Below are 16206 nucleotides of genomic sequence, written 5' to 3' on the forward strand. Positions count from 1 at the left end.
TGAATGATGTAATTATTTTTGAAAATTATGTAATGTTTCACTGTTGAAATGAGCCTACCTTTATTTGAAAAATAAGCAACTGTAAAAGAACAGTTCTAAATATATTAAAATGGCAAATACCAATAATTTAAAAATGAGATGGAAAAACGATTTGGGACGGGCAATTGGGGAGCAAGATGTTTTGAAACTCAGAAGTCGGCTCAGACAGATTCGGGATCGCCAAAATGAAAAATTCAGGAATTATGAGATGATTGAAAAGAAAGAAAAGAAGTATACTTTTTTTTGATTTATAAAAGATAAGGTTTTGTAATGAGTACAAGTTTTAAACAATTAAATAAGTTAAATATGAATAAGTTACGAATGGGTTTACTCGTGGTGTTATGCTCATCTTTTATTTTTACGGGCTGTTCTTCATGGAATAAAACACAGAAAGGGGCGGTTATCGGAACTGTAGCCGGCGGAACTGCAGGTGCAGTAATAGGCCGGGCTTCGGGAAATACTGCTCTTGGGGCCATAATTGGTGCTGCAGTTGGTGGCGCTTCCGGTGCTGTAATTGGCCGGCAGATGGATAAGCAGGCTGAGGAAATTAAAAAAACCGTACCTGATGCAAAAGTGGAACGCGTGGGCGAAGGTATTGTGGTGGAATTTAACAGCAATGTTTTGTTTGGATTCGATCAGTCGGATCTTTCCAATGATGCCAAAATCAGCCTGAACAAATTGGTAACGGTTTTGAATACGTATCCGGAAACCAATATTGAAGTACAGGGGCATACCGACAGCAAGGGGAGTGAAGCCTATAACCAGACTTTGTCGGTACAACGGGCTACCGCAGTTAGCCGTTATCTGACCAGTGCCGGCATTGCAACGAGCCGTTTAAGCATCATAGGTTTTGGCGAAACATTACCCAAGTATGAAAATGAAACAGCAGATGGACGTACCCAAAACCGCAGGGTCGAATTTTTGATCACGGCCAATGAAAAGATGAAGGCAGAAGCCGCGCAAGACGCTCAAAATTAATGGTAAAATTCACGTAAATATTTTTGATATGAGAACGAAACGAATTTCTTTGATTCTGATTTTCACACTAACCGTGTTTTTGGCAGAAGCCCAAAGCGGAAGCGGGGGAAGAACATCATTTGCCATTCTGGGTGGCGCTGGTATGCAAAACCTGAACGGAAAAGATATGAATGGCGACAAACTTGAAAACGATATGATCATTGGTTATCATGCGGGGGTAAATATCCAGTTTCCTGTTGCCCCCACGTTTTATGTTCAGCCGGGATTACTGTTCAGTGCAAAAGGAGCAGAAAATAATGATGGACTGATCACCAATACATATAAACTTTCATACATTGAGATGCCGTTGAATTTTGTATATAAAGGCAAGGTAGGCAATGGTTATTTTATGCTTGGGTTCGGACCTTATGTGGCGTATGGAATTGGGGGAAAGGCCATTTACGAAGGAGGTTCGGTAACCGTTGAAACCGACATCGAATTCAAAAAAGAGGTGGAAGCCGGCGACCCGCTTACCACAGTATATATAAAACCGTTTGATGCCGGCGCCAACCTCTTTTTTGGTTACGAATTACCGGCCGGACTGTTTCTGCAACTGAATACTCAACTCGGGTTGCTCGATATCAATCCGAAGGACAACCGGATTACCGGTGATAATAAATCATCACTTAAAAATACAGGTTACGGGCTTTCCCTTGGATTCCGGTTTTAGCTCTATATATTTCTGATTAAAAGAAAAGGCTGTCGTTATTTTTTAACGATGGCCTTTTAAAATTTAAATGAATTCTGTTTTGACTCGGTATGTAATATGGTTATAAAATGAGCTTTTATGTTGGAGAGTTGGGAAGATGATTTCTTTGTTTTCTGAAATTGGAAGGAGTCATTCCGGTAAACTTTTTAAACTGGTTCGACAAATGAGCCGTACTGCTGTAGTTCAATTTAAACACCATGTCGTCGAGGCTGAGGTCGGTGTAAATAATCAATTCTTTAATACGTTCTATTCGCTGTTCAATGATATATTTCTCAATGGTTATGCCCTGCATCTTCGAAAAAGTATTGCTAAGGGAGGAGTAACTGAGACTGACTTTTTGACTAATAAAATCTGAATAGTTTGGTTTGGGAATGTCATCCGTATAATATACCAATTCATGAATAGCCGCTTTAATTTTTTCAACCAGGTTGTGCTTTTTATCTTTCAATAATTCCAAACCGGCATTTCTGAGGGCAATATCCAGTAGCCTTAATTTCTTTTCAGGTAAATTCTCACTTAATTCCACTTCACCCAATTCAACGGTTATGTTGTAAATGCCCAGTTTGTTAATCTCGTTCTGAACAAAAATTTTACAACGACTGGTTGCCATATTTTTAATTTTCAGAATCATTTAGATGCTATTTCAGTATCCTATACGATGACCGCATCTTATGCTTCCCCCCATCCTTAGGACAGGATAAATATAAAACTAAGTTTGATGATAATGATGATGCAATGGTGTTAACAACCGGAAATAACTCGCAGAGAAGCGGAGAGTTATTCTGGTTATTAACACCTTTTCTTTTTTGGCTACTTTTTTCTTTTGTCAACATCTCTGGTTTTTGTTTATAACTCATCAGGCTGCCTGGAAAATCTCTGCTGGAACCTGGTAAGCCAACGAACTATGCCGTCTTTGTTGATTGTAATAATGAAAGTATCGTTTCAGCCCCATATAGAGTTCGGGCCCCGTTTCATAGGCATTCAGATAAATATCTTCGTATTTCAGGCTGCGCCACAGTCTTTCAATAAAGATATTGTCCGTGGCACGGCCCCGTCCATCCATGCTGATGGTGATATTTTCACCTGTCAGAAAACCGGTGTACAACTCGCTGGTAAACTGGCTGCCCTGGTCTGAGTTGATTATTTCGGGCTTGCCATGTTGGCTGATAGCCTCTTTGACCGTCTCCAGTACCCATTCGGATTCCATCGTGTTGGACAGGGACCATCCAACCACAAAACGGCTAAAAAGGTCAATAATGGCCACCAGGTACAAATAGCCATGCCTGACCGGAACATACGTGATATCGATCCCCCAAACCTGGTTGGGCCGCTCAATGACAAGGCTGCGCAGCAAATAGGGATACTTCTTATGCTCTTTACATCCTTTTGAGGTATGCGGGCCCGGAACGATTGCCGACAAATCCATCAACCGGTATAACCTGGCTATCCGCTTATGATTGACCTGAAACCCCATATCCCGGACCAACCATTGGGTCATCGACGGAACTCCCATATAGGGATGTTTCAGGTAATGCTGATCGATCAGTTTCATCAATTCAAGGTTGAAGGCATCTTCTTGCTTTTCCTGTAAATTATAATAGTACCCGGAACGATGAATGCCCAGCAGTTCACACTGCCGCTTGATACTGAGCTTGTGGCGGGCCTTGTCAACAATCTTGCGCCGCTCTGCGGGACTGGCTTTCATGACAAGGCTTTCTTTAAAAAATCAATCTCTACCTTTTGCTGGCCAATCACCTCGTACAGCTTCTGCTTTTCCTTGTCTTCCGATTTGTCACCCTTGGTTGATCCTTCCGAAAAAACAACTGAGGATTTATTTAAAAACTCCCGCTTCCAGTTGGTGATCTGGTTGGGATGAAGATCATAACGCTTGGCCAGTTCCGCGATGCTTTCCCTTTCTTTCACGGCTTCGACGGCCACCTTGGCTTTAAATTCTGCTGTAAATTTCCTTCTGCTTTTCATAGACAACAATTTTAATAATTTCAAATTAATTCTGTTGTCCTAAATTTGGGGGTAATTATATCTTTTTTTGAATCAGATGCCAGTAATCCAACGTAAAATTAAACCATTCGTATTTTTAGAAAGTTACACAATTCGTATGAAAATTTACATTATTCACACATGATCAAAAAAATACCGCACCCAATAAAGGAGTGCGGTGATGCAGCTTTTTAATATCAGCAATAAAACTTTACTGATACAAAAGCTTATATATTTCTTGAATATCGGGCGAAAGAATAACTTCTGTTCTTCGGTTGCCTGCGCGACCCTCAACGGTATCATTCGATTTCACCGGGTGAAACTTACTTTTCCCCGAAGCTGTTATCCGGTCCGGATCGAAACCAAAATCGTTGGTAAGGATACGCACGATAGAGGTTGCCCTGGCTGTGCTGAGATCCCAGTTGTCTTCAAACATTTTGGTTTTAATGGGCACATCATCCGTGTGGCCTTCAATGACCACGGTAAAATCGTTGGTACTGTTCAGTACATTTGCCAGCGTTTTAAGGGCGTCTTTCCCTTTCGGATCGACCACATCACTGCCCGATTTGAATAACAACTTTTCTTCGAGCGATACATAAACATTTCCGTCTTTCAGGAAAACATTCAGTTCATCAGCTTTATAATTCAACAGGGCATTGGCAATCGAATTTTTCAGTTTATTGGTTTTATCCGTTTGAACCTGCATCACATTCTGAAGGTTTTTTAACCGTTTTGCCTGTTGGGCAATAGTCATTTTTGATTCGGTGGTAAGCAACGTCAGATCCTTCTGGATCAAGGTATATTCCTTTTGCAAAGATGTGTTTTTATCATTCGCTTTTTTCAATTGCATGTTGCTTTCAATCAGTTGATTAAGCACTGTTGTGTTGTCTCTTTGCAGCTTGTTGCCCCTGGCTTCTGAGGCCGAGAATTTTTTACCTGATACACAAGATGTAAATATCAACCCAATAAATAGGAACATGAGCGGCGTGCAGCGCCCAGCGATTGTTCCCGGTTGAACTACACCCGCCGGGTTCAGGGCTATGCACTTATTGAAGGTTTTTATTGGATTTAATAAATAGGAACATGAGCGGCGTGCAGCGCCCAGCGATTGTTCCCGGTTGAACTACACCCGCCGGGTTCAGGGCTATGCACTTATTGAAGGTTTTTATTGGATTTCACAGATAGAATGGGCAGGAAACAGCCCGACGTTCATTGACATGTTGCAGGTTTTTGTGCTTTTCGGTTCAGTTTGCATCAGCGACTTGATGTTTAAGCCCTGCTTTTTTTGCGTTTTTGCCGGTATGGGGGCATACCTCTCCCGGATACGCCGGGAGCGTAACGTGATTTAATGATTATGACCGCGTTAATGATTGCTCCAGCTGTCCCCAAGCCGGTGAACGTATCCGTGGCAGTTCCCGGATGGTTACCATCCTTCCGGTTTTGCATACCGGGCAAAGACAGGGATTTACGCCTGTCAGCCTGGCAAAACGTTCCACGTTGGTTTCCGGCGGTTGTTGCCGTTCGATTACCGAGTCAATATCCGGCTTCTGTTGGGGAACAAATTGCAGTTTGAGATTGCGCTTTACGGTGTGGTTGTAAATACCGAAGCGCCGGATCCTGACAAACCTTCGGGGCAGGATGTGTTGTGTGAAGCGCCGCAGGAACTCAACCCCATCCAGGGTAACAGGCTTTTTAATGGCCCTGTCACGATAATCCTTTGCCAGGAAGGTCACTTTGCCACCGGCAATGTTCACAATGCGCTGGTTGGTGATGGCTACCCGGTGCGTGTATTGGCCCAGGTACCTGACCACGTGCTCAGCGCTTGCCAGCGAAGGTTCGCAGTGAACCACCCATTTTGTTTGATAAGCCTGCTTTATCTGGCTGCTAAAGAGGGAAAGCTCGTCTTGTTTTTGTAAAGCCCGTTTAAGGCTGTCGAGGAACCTGCCTTTAAAGGCACTGCTTAGTTGATGTACCGGGTAAAGGTAAGTTCCCGAATGCCCGATGTTCTTCCACCGGCCATCCAGGGTATACCCGGCAGCGGGAACCAGGCAATGGATATGCGGATGCAGCGAAAGGTTTTGTCCCCAGCTGTGCAGCACGGCCACAGCCCCGGTTTCAGTACCAAAATGCGAGTAGCCAAACGAGCGGAGGGTTTGCCAAACGGCCGAAAAAAGCAGGTCGTAATACATCCTTTGGTTATGCAGGCAAACAGCATTCAGGTGGTGCGGCACGGTAAATACCAGGTGGTAATGTTTTACCGGCAAGGTATTTTGCACCAGATCATCAATCCAGAAGGCCTGTTTGGCAGCCTGGCATTTGGGACAATGACGGTTACCGCAACTGTTGTAACTGTAGCGAACGGTTCCGCAGTTTTCACAGGCTTCTTCATGGCCGCCCAGGGCAGCAGTACGGCAAACAGCTATCTTATCCAGCACTTTCAGTTGCAGTGGAGTAAGCTTTGTTTTGGCAGCCAGTTCAGGGGCGAACAAACGGACCACATCGGCCAGTTCAAACTTAGCCCTCATTTTTCGGTGAACCGGTGTTTTTCTTCTTCTTTTTCCTGGAAAAGTCATAAAGCGTATCGAGCGGGCTGTGAGGTTTGATCAGCGTGCATTGGGCCACGTGCAGGTAAATCATGGTGGTGGTAATGTCGGCATGGCCCAGCAGTTCTTTCAGGGTGACAATGTTCAGTCCCTGTTCCAGCAGATGGGTCGCATACGAGTGGCGCAGCGAATGCAGATTTACATCCTTTGTAATAGACGTCTTTTTCAGGTTTTCGCGCATCACCCAGGATAAACCCCGGACACTGTAACGGCCATCAGGTTCTTTGCCGTTAAACAGCCAGATGTGCGGGTTTTCGGCTTTCAGGTACTTTTTCAGGCCAACGGCCATGCTGTCGGCCAATGGCACGATGCGGTCTTTTTTATACTTACTCTGGCGGATGTGGATGGTACGGCGCTCAAAGTCGATATCCGATATCTTCAGGTTGATTACTTCCTGACCGCGCAGTCCGGCCGAATAGATCAGCGTGAGTACCACCCGTTGTTTCAAAAGCGTTGGCGCGGTAAAAAGCTCTTTAAGCTCCTGTTGGTTCAGGATGACCGGCAGTTTGGTATTTCCTTTCAGCGAAGGCAGGGCGATGGCATTTTTGTTCATCCCCAGCAGACGGTAATAGTAGCGCAGCCCGTACACCATGTGTTTAAAACTGCTGCGCGAAGGCGAGCGGGGATCGCGGGCCAAAGCTGCCAGGTACTCGTTGATCTCTTCGGGATCGATCTGCTCGGGAAGCTTCCCGAAACGGACCACAAACAGGGCGATGCGGCGGATGTAATTATTTAACGTACTTTTGCTTTGTCCGCGCAAGGTAACCTGTTGCTCCAGCTTCCCGGCAACTTTTTCAAACTCAGGAACAAGCACAACAGCCTGCTCAATAATAGTTAAACCCGATTTCTTTCTCATATTCAGAAATTTTATTGGTGAAAAATTCCGGAGTATAGGAAGAATCGGGTACTTTTAAAACAGCTATCCGCGCAGGCGGATTTAGTTCAACAATCAGTACAAAGAATGTAAGGTGATAAATTGTTTTTTTCATTTTGATTATTTTAAGTGAAAAGTAATGAGAGCAAGGTGAGAACATTTGGAATATAGAATGTTACACAATTTGAGATAAGAGTTATATCATTCACACATATTCCGGCGATTCATTCCACGCTGGTGATCCAATCGTATTTCACTTCAGTTTCAATTTCTTGAGAATTGATTCACTGCTTAGTGGCGACGGCATGGTATCGCCCAATAAAAATCCCCAGGGTTTTAACGGTTCGATATGATCAAAAATAAGCTTCGCAACCGCAGTTAGCGGAATGGCGATCAACATACCCGAAATACCCCACAGTGTGCCAAATGTAATCACAGCAATGATGGAAGCCAGTGCGTTGATTTTTACTTTTGAAGCAACTATTTTGGGTACGATAAAGTTGTTGTCGATAAATTGAATGATGATATAAAGCGCCAGAACCAGCAAGGCAAACCAGGGAGATGGTTTGGTTACAATAGCTATTATCATTGGCATGGATGCAGCAATGATTGAACCGAGATAAGGAATCAGATTAAGAAGGGCACCCAAAATACCAAGAATTAAAGCATATTCGATTCCTAATATTAAAAGGCCAATGGTATATAAAAAAGAAATAATGATCACCTCAATAAGCAGTCCGATGAGGTAGCGCTGAATAAGAGTTTTTATCTGGTTTATTATTTCGCTTACCTTGTCTCTGTTGTTTTTCCCAAACAAACGGTGAAAAAATTCAATCAGGAGAGATTGGTAAAATAAAATCATAAAAACATAAACAGGAATCAGAAATAAAAACGCCAGGATGCCGCCAACATTAATGATTGTTCGTCCGATCTCAGCACCTCCAATGAGTTCATTTTTTGTTTTTGTAATCCATGCGGTAATTTCATTGGCGCTAATGTCAAAATAACCAGTAGCCCAGAAGATGATTTGGTTGAGTATTTCGGTAAACTTGTCAATCAGCACGGGTAATGATTCAGTGAACCGGCTTGCCTGGGAGAACAAAAGTGCGCCAAATGAGGCAATAATCAAAAAAGTAAAAAACATCACGATAATGATGGCTACGATCCGGTGAATCTTCAACCTGATTATCAGGTTCACGGCCGGGTGGAGCACGATGGCAAAAATAGTTGCGAAAACAATTGGAATTATAACGCCTTGAGCAATATACAATGTGATAACAAAGGCGAGTAAGCCGATAAAAACCAGTACCGTTTTTACGTAAAGAGGTATCATAAATTCTTTAACTGTCACGGTTAGTCGGATTTGATTTCCTTTTTGCTTTTACTGAAAATATCCTGAACGAATGACTTTAATGCATTTGGGGCATTAACAATCAGGTTTGTAACACCTAGCTGTAAAATTAGACCCAAAAGCTTTCTGGATTTACTGTTTGAGCTGCCGATAAATATTGCTCTTTTTGAAAGATAACCTGCAACCAGACCAATAGCAACGTTAAAAATATTGTTGAAAAGATCGGGCGAGGAACTAATTTCTTTTATTGTACTTTTAATGAGATTAGCGGGTTTAAGGTACTCGTAGGCAAGGAAAAAGTTTGCCCTCATCTCCTGAAAATGAACAGACTTTTTCGCTTCCAGCAATGCAATCGCTTCTTTCAGCTCAGCAGGGGTCGATATATTTTCCATGTCAGTTTATTTAAACATCTGTTTAACCAGATAATTGCAAATCTTCCGTTTAATCCACTTATGCATAAAAAAATGCATAACAAGCCCCACAATTGCATAAAATGCAGCAATCACAAAAAATCCGCAGAAATTATTTCCGATGATGTCACCAAGCCAGAAGGCCAGTCCTAAATTGAGAAAAAGCAGAAACAAAACAAGAATAAAAAAAACAACGGTATGTGGAATAAGACTGGAAACCACATCTGATGTTTTGTTTAAAGTTTTAAGCTTGATCAACTCTATTTCCGCTGCTCCGTACTTGAAGGTACTTTCCAGTAGCGATTCTATTAACTTCACGTTGTCATCCATAGTATTTTTGCATTATCGTACTTCATTTTGTGAATTTTGAAGTTGTGCGCCTCGGGTTGCCGGGAATAAGTGTTAAAAGAAACATGGTTTTTTCCCCGGTTGTTAAAATGTAAGGTTTGTTTACCTGGATTATAAGAAATTCACCCTGGCTTAAATCCAGCGATTCTTCATGCGCATGAAACCTTAATTTTCCCCAAATAACCTGAAGGATCATTTGCTCATCTGATTGGAATGAATTGATTTCTGTTCCCCTATCAAAGGTCGTAAGCACAATCTGCTTGTCGGGATCGTTTAAAAGAATCATTGAATGCAAATCTCTTTTGAACAAAGTCGGTTTATGTTTCATCTTTTCAATCAGGGGCAGCAAATTGAACGTGCGAAATGAAGCCATAAATGACCGGTTAATTCCTCCGGTTGATTTTGTTTTCAATGATTCTTTAAACATATTCCCATTTTTTAGACTTTTCTAACCCTCAACAGTTTTTGTTTTCTCTTCTGCTTCTTCGGGTTTTCCCATTTTCTTTTCGGCATAGTCGGAAACATCTTCTTTCATTTTTTCAAATTTTTCGGTGATTACCTCAACGAAATCGTTGAACTTTTCCTTCAATGTTTCTGAATAGTCTTCACCCTTTTTCAAAATTCTTTTACGGGTTTTCGATCCTTTTGCAGGGGCAAATAAAATCCCTGCCAATGCGCCGACGGCGGCCCCGGCCAATACGCCCAACAAAACTTTTCCTGAACTCATACTATTAATTGTTTATATTGATTAAATAATTTACACTTACAACGGTCAGCCATCGCGGCAACTCTGTTCCCGGCCGGGTTTAAAACCTTGAGTTCTGATAAAAATGGTTTATACACGCAGGTGCCCATTAACTGCAGTTCCGATTCCACGACTAATCTCAGTTGCTTACGGCCTGTTGCCGGGTTTAACATGCACCCGGTCAGAAAAGATGCGGTAGATAATGAAATAACAATATTTTCCATTTTGAATTTGTTAATCAATAATGCCCTCAGATTTTCAGGAAAAATGTGGGTACACTGCCCACATTCTCATTACAAATCCATATTAAACCAAACCCATCAATAATATTAGACAATTATTGATGTACAGAAAACAAAGTATTCAAATTTCCCCAACATTTAAAGAAAAAGTTCTTTCTATAATATCCGTCTTCCCTGAATAACCCTGACGATTATTGCAATAATTGCAATGACAAGCAGAATATGTATTATGCCTCCGGCATTGTACCCGATAAATCCGATTGCCCATCCGATAATCAGGAGTACAGCGATGATGTATAGCAAATTTCCCATGATACTTTTTTTAAATTATTATTTGTATTAATAGTTAATATGTACAATTTTTTAAACTGTTCATTTTTTGGTGTCAGAGAGTTATTTATTAATTAAGCACCTGATGAATGGTCCATTCAATCGTTTTTATATCTTCATCTTTTTTCTGCACATTCAATTTACAGGGTACATTTATGCGAACCTTCCAAATCCTGACAGATACTTTTATCTTACGGAATCTGGTTACTTTTCGAGGTAAAACATTTTTGAATATCATTCTTATCGTTTATTACCAAAGGTATTTCTCTTTATCCCCTAAACTGTTACAAAATTTCTCAAATAAATTACATCATTCACACATTTTATGATTTCGTCAATTCTGAAAAATAACTGGTTATCATCTTCCTTAAATCGACTCTGTCTATTGGTTTGGAAATATAGTTATTACATCCTGCAGCTATTGATTTCTCTCGGTCGCCAGCCAATGCATACCCGGTTTGTGCGATTATTATCACCTCCTTATTGAACTTCCGGATGTTACGGGTGGCTACATAGCCATCCATCTCCGGCACATTTATATCCATCAGCACCAAATCGATGTCAGGATTTTTCCGGCAAATTTCAACCGCTTCAACTCCGGTTGTTGCTTTTAGAATTTTCCAGGCAAATCCTTCAATCATCTTATTAATAAGCATTTCCGAGGTTTCATCATCTTCAATAATCAAAATAGTAAGTTTTCCGGTTCCATTTTTGGCCGATTGATCCGGTGGAGCAACCGGGGTAATTTGATTGGTTTTATTTACCGGATGGGCTGGTATGGTAAAAAAGAACGTGGATCCCGAAGTATTTGTATTCTTTTCGGCATTATTCTCAACCCAAATACGTCCACCCAGCATTTCAACATACGCTTTTGAAATTGACAATCCCAGGCCGGCTCCTTCATGGTTCCGGGTCAATGTTTCATTGCCCCGTCTGAAGCGTTCAAAAATAATTTCTTTCTGTTCATCTGGAATTCCGGGACCGCTGTCTTTTACATAAAATTCGAGAAATCTGTCTTTTTTTAAATAACCCAATTCAATGGAGCCGGTTTGGGTAAACTTAATCGCATTTTTTACCAGGTTGGTGAGTACTGCATACACCTTTTCGCGGTCTGTCTTTATAAAAGCCTCATTTCGTTGCAACGCATTTTTATATGAAATATGCAATTTTTTCTGTTTTGCCTCCAGCCTGAAAAAGTGATAAATGTATTCCACCTGTTCGTTTATATTTGTTTCTGAAACTGAAACTTCAATTTGGCGTGATTCTATTTTGGAAATGTTGATAATATCGTTTATGATATTGAGCATGCGGGTACCGCTTTTCTCAATAATGCCAATGTAGGTTTGCTGCTCTTCGCCGTTTAACTTTAACGTTTTAAGCAGTTCGGTAAAACCCAGGATCCCATTCATCGGTGTTCTGATTTCATGGCTCATGTTGGCCAGAAAAGCTGATTTCAACCTGTCGCCTTCTTCCGCTTTTTCTTTGGCTCTTATCAATTCGTTCTCGGCGTGTTTACGCGTTGTAATGTCAACCAGTGTCACCAGACATTTTTCGTCAATATGGCTGATTATGCCGTTGACGAGTATGTACTTTATTGAATCGTCGGAGGTTGCCAATTTCAGTTCGCAGGTTTCTTTTAATTTGTTTTTGAATATTTTTTTCAGAAAACGATTATAGAGGGCTCTGGTATCAGAAGAAACAAAGAAACCAAAACTGCTTTTAATCAGATGCGAACGTTCCTTTCCCAACAAATGTTCTGCACGAATATTCAAATCGATAATTTCACCTTCCTTTGTCAGTGTCAGGTATCCTGAAGGGGCAAAATCATATAATTCGGCATATTTTTTTTCTGCAAGTTCTGCTTTCTCCTTTGCCTGTTTCAGCTCTTCATTTTGCATTTCCAGTTCTATCTGATGTACTTCAAGCTCGTGGATGAGTTTAAGATTATCGGATTCGTGAAAAAATTTCTCCAAACTTTTCTCTTTTCGGTTTAGCAACAGTTCTGCGGCCTGGCGAAGTTTATCTGGTTTGGTTGTTGTTTTTTTTTGTTTATTCATGCTGAAATATATTATCGTTTTTCTTCAACTTATAGAAATCTACTGGTCGATTATCTTTCTTTGTTCCGGGCATAAAAGAGTTCAATTCCACAGGCGGGCAAACAGGTATGGTAAAAAAGAACGTGGATCCCGAAGTATTTATATTTTTTTCGGCATTATTCTCAACCCAAATACGTCCACCCAGCATTTCAACATACGCTTTTGAAATAGACAGCCCCAGGCCTGCCCCCTCATAGTTACGGGTCAATGCTTCACTGCCTTGCCTGAATCGTTCGAAAATTGATTTTTTGTGTTTTTTGGAAACACCTGTTCCACTGTCTTTTACGTAGAATTCGAAAAATCCGTCTTTTTTTAAGTACCCCAATTCAATAGAGCCGGATTGAGTAAATTTAATTGCATTTTTCACCAGGTTGGTGAGCGCTGCATAAACTTTATTACTATCTGTTTTTATGATCGCTTCATTTACAGGTAAATCATTTTTGAATGAGATTTTTAATTTCTTATTCTCAGCTTCTAACCTGAAGAAATTAAAAATGTCCTCAACCTGAAAATTTACGTTTACATCCGAAAAAGTTATTTCAGTTTGATTTGACTCTATTTTTGAGAAGGTAATAATGTCGTTTATAAGATTGAGTAACCGGATACCGCTTTTCTCGATGATACCAATAAATTCTTGTTGTTCCTCAGCTGTTAAATCTGCAGTGCGAAGCAACTCGGCAAAACCGAGAATTCCGTTTATCGGTGTCCTGATTTCATGGCTCACGTTGGCCAGAAAAGCTGATTTAAGCCTGTCGCTTTCTTCCGCTTTTTCTTTGGCTTCTATCAATTCCATTTCGGCACGATTGCGTTCGGTAATATCGTTTGAAATTCCTATGATACCTGTTAATTTCCCATTTGAGTCGAGTAATGGCGTATCGGTAACAAATGCAGGAAAACTACTTCCGTCTTTTCTTTTTACAGGAAATTCTCCAGTCCATGTCTTTCCCATGCTTAATTTTTTCATGATGTCAATGGCCTGTTCATTTGTTTGCCGGGCAGGTGTTAAATGGATAATATTTTGTCCGATTGCTTCAGAAGAAGACCATCCGTACATTTTTTCCGCGGCATTGTTCCAGTAGGTTACTTTACCTTGCAAGTCTGTTGCAATAACCGACTGCCCTACATTGTTTATTAAATCAGCCTGAAACTTGATTTTATTTTGAACGTTCTTGCGTTCTGTGATATCCCGTATATTGCATTGGATTACCTTAACACTATTTGCCAAATAAACATTGCTGACGAACTCAACATAGATTTTACGACCCTTTGAAGTTTCAAGCGGCAAATCATCATACCGTACATATTCATTCTGCTGTAATTCCAGAAACTTTTCATGGTTCTGATAAATATCATGAAAAGAGCCGATTTCCCAAATTGATTTTTTAATAAAATCTTTTTTGGAGTAGCCCAGCAAATCAATTAAAAAAGGATTTACATCAACGATCCTACCTGTTTTTGCATCAAGAATAAGGATCCCGTCTTTTGCCGATTCAAACAATCTGCGGTAACGAATTTCGGAGTCAATTAAAGCCTCTTGCAATGCAGATTTTGGTATTTTTTTCCCTAAAGTATTTCCGGAATTTTGATTTAATGATGATTTATGCATATTTGTATAGTTTACGTCCAACGTGTGGCCAAACAACAAATCTCCGGTTTTAAATGCTGGAATTCATTACATTATTTTATGAATAAATTACATAATACACACATCCTGAAAATCAGAACGCGTAAAAGTCATTCATTTTAAGTTGCCGATGAAGTTGAAAGAAGGAAAGGGTGGGGGAGCATTGTCCCCTGATTTTATCAGGCAGCATCAAAAAATAAATTTTAATGTCTGCAAACTAAATGGTCACGTTCTTCAAACTGTCCAATACTCCAAATACGTTGAGCAACCACACCACCAGGATAATGACAACAACAGCATTCAAAATATTTTTAATGGTGCGCTGCATGGGAATATAGCTGTTTACCAACCAGAGAATGACCCCGACAACGATAATAACGACAAGAATAGTTAATATTGGCATGACGATAAATTTTTATTTGTACTAAATCGTACTATGTAAAGTTTAACTTTTTTAAACTAAAAAGTATTACATTATATGCTTCCCCCCATCCTTAGGACAGGATAAATATAAAACTAAGTTTGATGATAATGATGATGCAATGGTGTTAACAACCGGAAATAACTCGCAGAGAAGCGGAGAGTTATTCTGGTTATTAACACCTTTTCTTTTTTGGCTACTTTTTTCTTTTGTCAACATCTCTGGTTTTTGTTTATAACTCATCAGGCTGCCTGGAAAATCTCTGCTGGAACCTGGTAAGCCAACGAACTATGCCGTCTTTGTTGATTGTAATAATGAAAGTATCGTTTCAGCCCCATATAGAGTTCGGGCCCCGTTTCATAGGCATTCAGATAAATATCTTCGTATTTCAGGCTGCGCCACAGTCTTTCAATAAAGATATTGTCCGTGGCACGGCCCCGTCCATCCATGCTGATGGTGATATTTTCACCTGTCAGAAAACCGGTGTACAACTCGCTGGTAAACTGGCTGCCCTGGTCTGAGTTGATTATTTCGGGCTTGCCATGTTGGCTGATAGCCTCTTTGACCGTCTCCAGTACCCATTCGGATTCCATCGTGTTGGACAGGGACCATCCAACCACAAAACGGCTAAAAAGGTCAATAATGGCCACCAGGTACAAATAGCCATGCCTGACCGGAACATACGTGATATCGATCCCCCAAACCTGGTTGGGCCGCTCAATGACAAGGCTGCGCAGCAAATAGGGATACTTCTTATGCTCTTTACATCCTTTTGAGGTATGCGGGCCCGGAACGATTGCCGACAAATCCATCAACCGGTATAACCTGGCTATCCGCTTATGATTGACCTGAAACCCCATATCCCGGACCAACCATTGGGTCATCGACGGAACTCCCATATAGGGATGTTTCAGGTAATGCTGATCGATCAGTTTCATCAATTCAAGGTTGAAGGCATCTTCTTGCTTTTCCTGTAAATTATAATAGTACCCGGAACGATGAATGCCCAGCAGTTCACACTGCCGCTTGATACTGAGCTTGTGGCGGGCCTTGTCAACAATCTTGCGCCGCTCTGCGGGACTGGCTTTCATGACAAGGCTTTCTTTAAAAAATCAATCTCTACCTTTTGCTGGCCAATCACCTCGTACAGCTTCTGCTTTTCCTTGTCTTCCGATTTGTCACCCTTGGTTGATCCTTCCGAAAAAACAACTGAGGATTTATTTAAAAACTCCCGCTTCCAGTTGGTGATCTGGTTGGGATGAAGATCATAACGCTTGGCCAGTTCCGCGATGCTTTCCCTTTCTTTCACGGCTTCGACGGCCACCTTGGCTTTAAATTCTGCTGTAAATTTCCTTCTGCTTTTCATAGACAACAATTTTAATAATTTCAAATTAATTCT

21 protein-coding genes are annotated in these 16206 nt (G+C 41.0%); 3 read left to right on the forward strand and 18 right to left on the reverse strand.

What is annotated here, in order from left to right:
• Positions 1-109: 109 nt before the first annotated feature.
• Genes ACOIT5_RS12140 through ACOIT5_RS12150 form a run of 3 tightly spaced genes read left to right on the forward strand, consistent with a single transcriptional unit; the run spans position 110 to position 1726 of the window.
• A complete protein-coding gene (locus ACOIT5_RS12140; RefSeq protein ID WP_423126429.1) occupies positions 110-286 on the forward strand; it encodes a hypothetical protein in 177 nt (58 codons plus the stop codon).
• 59 nt (positions 287-345) lie between these two features.
• Complete coding sequence (locus ACOIT5_RS12145) at positions 346-1017, forward strand: OmpA family protein (RefSeq protein ID WP_423126430.1); 672 nt, start codon at positions 346-348, stop codon at positions 1015-1017.
• A 28-nt stretch (positions 1018-1045) separates the two neighbouring features.
• Complete coding sequence (locus tag ACOIT5_RS12150) at positions 1046-1726, forward strand: porin family protein (protein ID WP_423126431.1); 681 nt, start codon at positions 1046-1048, stop codon at positions 1724-1726.
• A gap of 115 nt (positions 1727-1841) precedes the next feature.
• Here the strand turns inward: ACOIT5_RS12150 and ACOIT5_RS12155 are convergent, their stop codons facing one another.
• The 18 genes from ACOIT5_RS12155 to ACOIT5_RS12240 form a co-directional block, all read right to left on the reverse strand.
• Positions 1842-2375 (reverse strand): helix-turn-helix domain-containing protein, encoded by a 534-nt coding sequence (locus ACOIT5_RS12155; RefSeq protein WP_423126432.1) that lies wholly within the window; start codon positions 2373-2375, stop codon positions 1842-1844.
• Between the two features lie 246 nt (positions 2376-2621).
• Positions 2622-3470, reverse strand: coding sequence for an IS3 family transposase (locus ACOIT5_RS12160; RefSeq protein WP_423126433.1), 849 nt, complete (start codon positions 3468-3470; stop codon positions 2622-2624).
• Entirely contained in the window at positions 3467-3745 is a 279-nt protein-coding gene (locus tag ACOIT5_RS12165; protein ID WP_423126434.1) for a transposase, read from the reverse strand. The genes ACOIT5_RS12160 and ACOIT5_RS12165 overlap by 4 nt, the downstream gene beginning before the upstream one ends.
• Before the next feature lie 229 nt (positions 3746-3974).
• Positions 3975-4613 carry an OmpA/MotB family protein gene (locus ACOIT5_RS12170; RefSeq protein ID WP_423126435.1) on the reverse strand — a complete coding sequence of 213 codons (639 nt, stop codon included), beginning with the start codon at positions 4611-4613 and terminating at the stop codon, positions 3975-3977.
• Between the two features lie 502 nt (positions 4614-5115).
• A complete protein-coding gene (locus ACOIT5_RS12175) occupies positions 5116-6288 on the reverse strand; it encodes an IS91 family transposase (protein WP_423126436.1) in 1173 nt (390 codons plus the stop codon).
• Positions 6278-7222, reverse strand: a complete 945-nt coding sequence (locus ACOIT5_RS12180) for a tyrosine-type recombinase/integrase (protein WP_423126437.1) — start codon at positions 7220-7222, stop codon at positions 6278-6280. Before ACOIT5_RS12180 ends, ACOIT5_RS12175 begins: the two co-directional genes overlap by 11 nt.
• Positions 7191-7355: a hypothetical protein gene (locus ACOIT5_RS12185; RefSeq protein WP_423126438.1), complete on the reverse strand. Its 165-nt coding sequence runs from the start codon at positions 7353-7355 to the stop codon at positions 7191-7193. Before ACOIT5_RS12185 ends, ACOIT5_RS12180 begins: the two co-directional genes overlap by 32 nt.
• 138 nt (positions 7356-7493) lie before the next feature.
• Positions 7494-8591, reverse strand: a complete 1098-nt coding sequence (locus ACOIT5_RS12190; protein WP_423126439.1) for an AI-2E family transporter — start codon at positions 8589-8591, stop codon at positions 7494-7496.
• A gap of 2 nt (positions 8592-8593) precedes the next feature.
• On the reverse strand, positions 8594-8983 hold the full coding sequence (locus ACOIT5_RS12195) for a hypothetical protein (protein ID WP_423126440.1): 390 nt from the start codon (positions 8981-8983) through the stop codon (positions 8594-8596).
• A 6-nt stretch (positions 8984-8989) separates the two neighbouring features.
• Positions 8990-9331 carry a phage holin family protein gene (locus tag ACOIT5_RS12200; RefSeq protein WP_423126441.1) on the reverse strand — a complete coding sequence of 114 codons (342 nt, stop codon included), beginning with the start codon at positions 9329-9331 and terminating at the stop codon, positions 8990-8992.
• 22 nt (positions 9332-9353) lie between these two features.
• On the reverse strand, positions 9354-9776 hold the full coding sequence (locus ACOIT5_RS12205; protein WP_423126442.1) for a hypothetical protein: 423 nt from the start codon (positions 9774-9776) through the stop codon (positions 9354-9356).
• Positions 9777-9797: 21 nt separating this feature from the next.
• Entirely contained in the window at positions 9798-10076 is a 279-nt protein-coding gene (locus ACOIT5_RS12210; RefSeq protein WP_423126443.1) for a YtxH domain-containing protein, read from the reverse strand.
• A 416-nt stretch (positions 10077-10492) separates the two neighbouring features.
• Positions 10493-10648, reverse strand: coding sequence for a lmo0937 family membrane protein (locus ACOIT5_RS12215; protein ID WP_423126444.1), 156 nt, complete (start codon positions 10646-10648; stop codon positions 10493-10495).
• A 341-nt stretch (positions 10649-10989) separates the two neighbouring features.
• Positions 10990-12723 carry a hybrid sensor histidine kinase/response regulator gene (locus tag ACOIT5_RS12220; RefSeq protein WP_423126445.1) on the reverse strand — a complete coding sequence of 578 codons (1734 nt, stop codon included), beginning with the start codon at positions 12721-12723 and terminating at the stop codon, positions 10990-10992.
• Complete coding sequence (locus ACOIT5_RS12225) at positions 12716-14368, reverse strand: sensor histidine kinase (RefSeq protein ID WP_423126446.1); 1653 nt, start codon at positions 14366-14368, stop codon at positions 12716-12718. Before ACOIT5_RS12225 ends, ACOIT5_RS12220 begins: the two co-directional genes overlap by 8 nt.
• A 235-nt stretch (positions 14369-14603) precedes the next feature.
• Positions 14604-14789: a Thivi_2564 family membrane protein gene (locus ACOIT5_RS12230; RefSeq protein WP_423126447.1), complete on the reverse strand. Its 186-nt coding sequence runs from the start codon at positions 14787-14789 to the stop codon at positions 14604-14606.
• A 260-nt stretch (positions 14790-15049) separates the two neighbouring features.
• Positions 15050-15898: an IS3 family transposase gene (locus ACOIT5_RS12235; protein WP_423126433.1), complete on the reverse strand. Its 849-nt coding sequence runs from the start codon at positions 15896-15898 to the stop codon at positions 15050-15052.
• Positions 15895-16173 (reverse strand): transposase, encoded by a 279-nt coding sequence (locus ACOIT5_RS12240; protein ID WP_423126434.1) that lies wholly within the window; start codon positions 16171-16173, stop codon positions 15895-15897. The genes ACOIT5_RS12235 and ACOIT5_RS12240 overlap by 4 nt, the downstream gene beginning before the upstream one ends.
• Between the last annotated feature and the right edge of the window lie 33 nt (positions 16174-16206).

It is taken from the genome of Gaoshiqia hydrogeniformans, from assembly GCF_049347105.1.
Taxonomy (GTDB): Bacteria; Bacteroidota; Bacteroidia; order Bacteroidales; family Prolixibacteraceae; genus Gaoshiqia; species Gaoshiqia hydrogeniformans.

Excerpts from the sequence above, each read along its gene's own strand:
- ACOIT5_RS12225 (WP_423126446.1), bottom strand. The coding sequence starts at position 14,368 with ATGCATAAATCATCATTAAATCAAAATTCCGGAAATACTTTAGGGAAA.
- ACOIT5_RS12180 (WP_423126437.1), bottom strand. The coding sequence starts at position 7,222 with ATGAGAAAGAAATCGGGTTTAACTATTATTGAGCAGGCTGTTGTGCTT.
- ACOIT5_RS12200 (WP_423126441.1), bottom strand. The coding sequence starts at position 9,331 with ATGGATGACAACGTGAAGTTAATAGAATCGCTACTGGAAAGTACCTTC.
- ACOIT5_RS12240 (WP_423126434.1), bottom strand. The coding sequence starts at position 16,173 with ATGAAAAGCAGAAGGAAATTTACAGCAGAATTTAAAGCCAAGGTGGCC.
- ACOIT5_RS12185 (WP_423126438.1), bottom strand. The coding sequence starts at position 7,355 with ATGAAAAAAACAATTTATCACCTTACATTCTTTGTACTGATTGTTGAA.
- ACOIT5_RS12230 (WP_423126447.1), bottom strand. The coding sequence starts at position 14,789 with ATGCCAATATTAACTATTCTTGTCGTTATTATCGTTGTCGGGGTCATT.
- ACOIT5_RS12210 (WP_423126443.1), bottom strand. The coding sequence starts at position 10,076 with ATGAGTTCAGGAAAAGTTTTGTTGGGCGTATTGGCCGGGGCCGCCGTC.
- ACOIT5_RS12220 (WP_423126445.1), bottom strand. The coding sequence starts at position 12,723 with ATGAATAAACAAAAAAAAACAACAACCAAACCAGATAAACTTCGCCAG.
- ACOIT5_RS12165 (WP_423126434.1), bottom strand. The coding sequence starts at position 3,745 with ATGAAAAGCAGAAGGAAATTTACAGCAGAATTTAAAGCCAAGGTGGCC.
- ACOIT5_RS12160 (WP_423126433.1), bottom strand. The coding sequence starts at position 3,470 with ATGAAAGCCAGTCCCGCAGAGCGGCGCAAGATTGTTGACAAGGCCCGC.
- ACOIT5_RS12170 (WP_423126435.1), bottom strand. The coding sequence starts at position 4,613 with ATGCAATTGAAAAAAGCGAATGATAAAAACACATCTTTGCAAAAGGAA.
- ACOIT5_RS12215 (WP_423126444.1), bottom strand. The coding sequence starts at position 10,648 with ATGGGAAATTTGCTATACATCATCGCTGTACTCCTGATTATCGGATGG.
- ACOIT5_RS12150 (WP_423126431.1), top strand. The coding sequence starts at position 1,046 with ATGAGAACGAAACGAATTTCTTTGATTCTGATTTTCACACTAACCGTG.
- ACOIT5_RS12155 (WP_423126432.1), bottom strand. The coding sequence starts at position 2,375 with ATGGCAACCAGTCGTTGTAAAATTTTTGTTCAGAACGAGATTAACAAA.
- ACOIT5_RS12145 (WP_423126430.1), top strand. The coding sequence starts at position 346 with ATGAATAAGTTACGAATGGGTTTACTCGTGGTGTTATGCTCATCTTTT.
- ACOIT5_RS12195 (WP_423126440.1), bottom strand. The coding sequence starts at position 8,983 with ATGGAAAATATATCGACCCCTGCTGAGCTGAAAGAAGCGATTGCATTG.
- ACOIT5_RS12205 (WP_423126442.1), bottom strand. The coding sequence starts at position 9,776 with ATGTTTAAAGAATCATTGAAAACAAAATCAACCGGAGGAATTAACCGG.
- ACOIT5_RS12140 (WP_423126429.1), top strand. The coding sequence starts at position 110 with ATGGCAAATACCAATAATTTAAAAATGAGATGGAAAAACGATTTGGGA.
- ACOIT5_RS12235 (WP_423126433.1), bottom strand. The coding sequence starts at position 15,898 with ATGAAAGCCAGTCCCGCAGAGCGGCGCAAGATTGTTGACAAGGCCCGC.
- ACOIT5_RS12175 (WP_423126436.1), bottom strand. The coding sequence starts at position 6,288 with ATGAGGGCTAAGTTTGAACTGGCCGATGTGGTCCGTTTGTTCGCCCCT.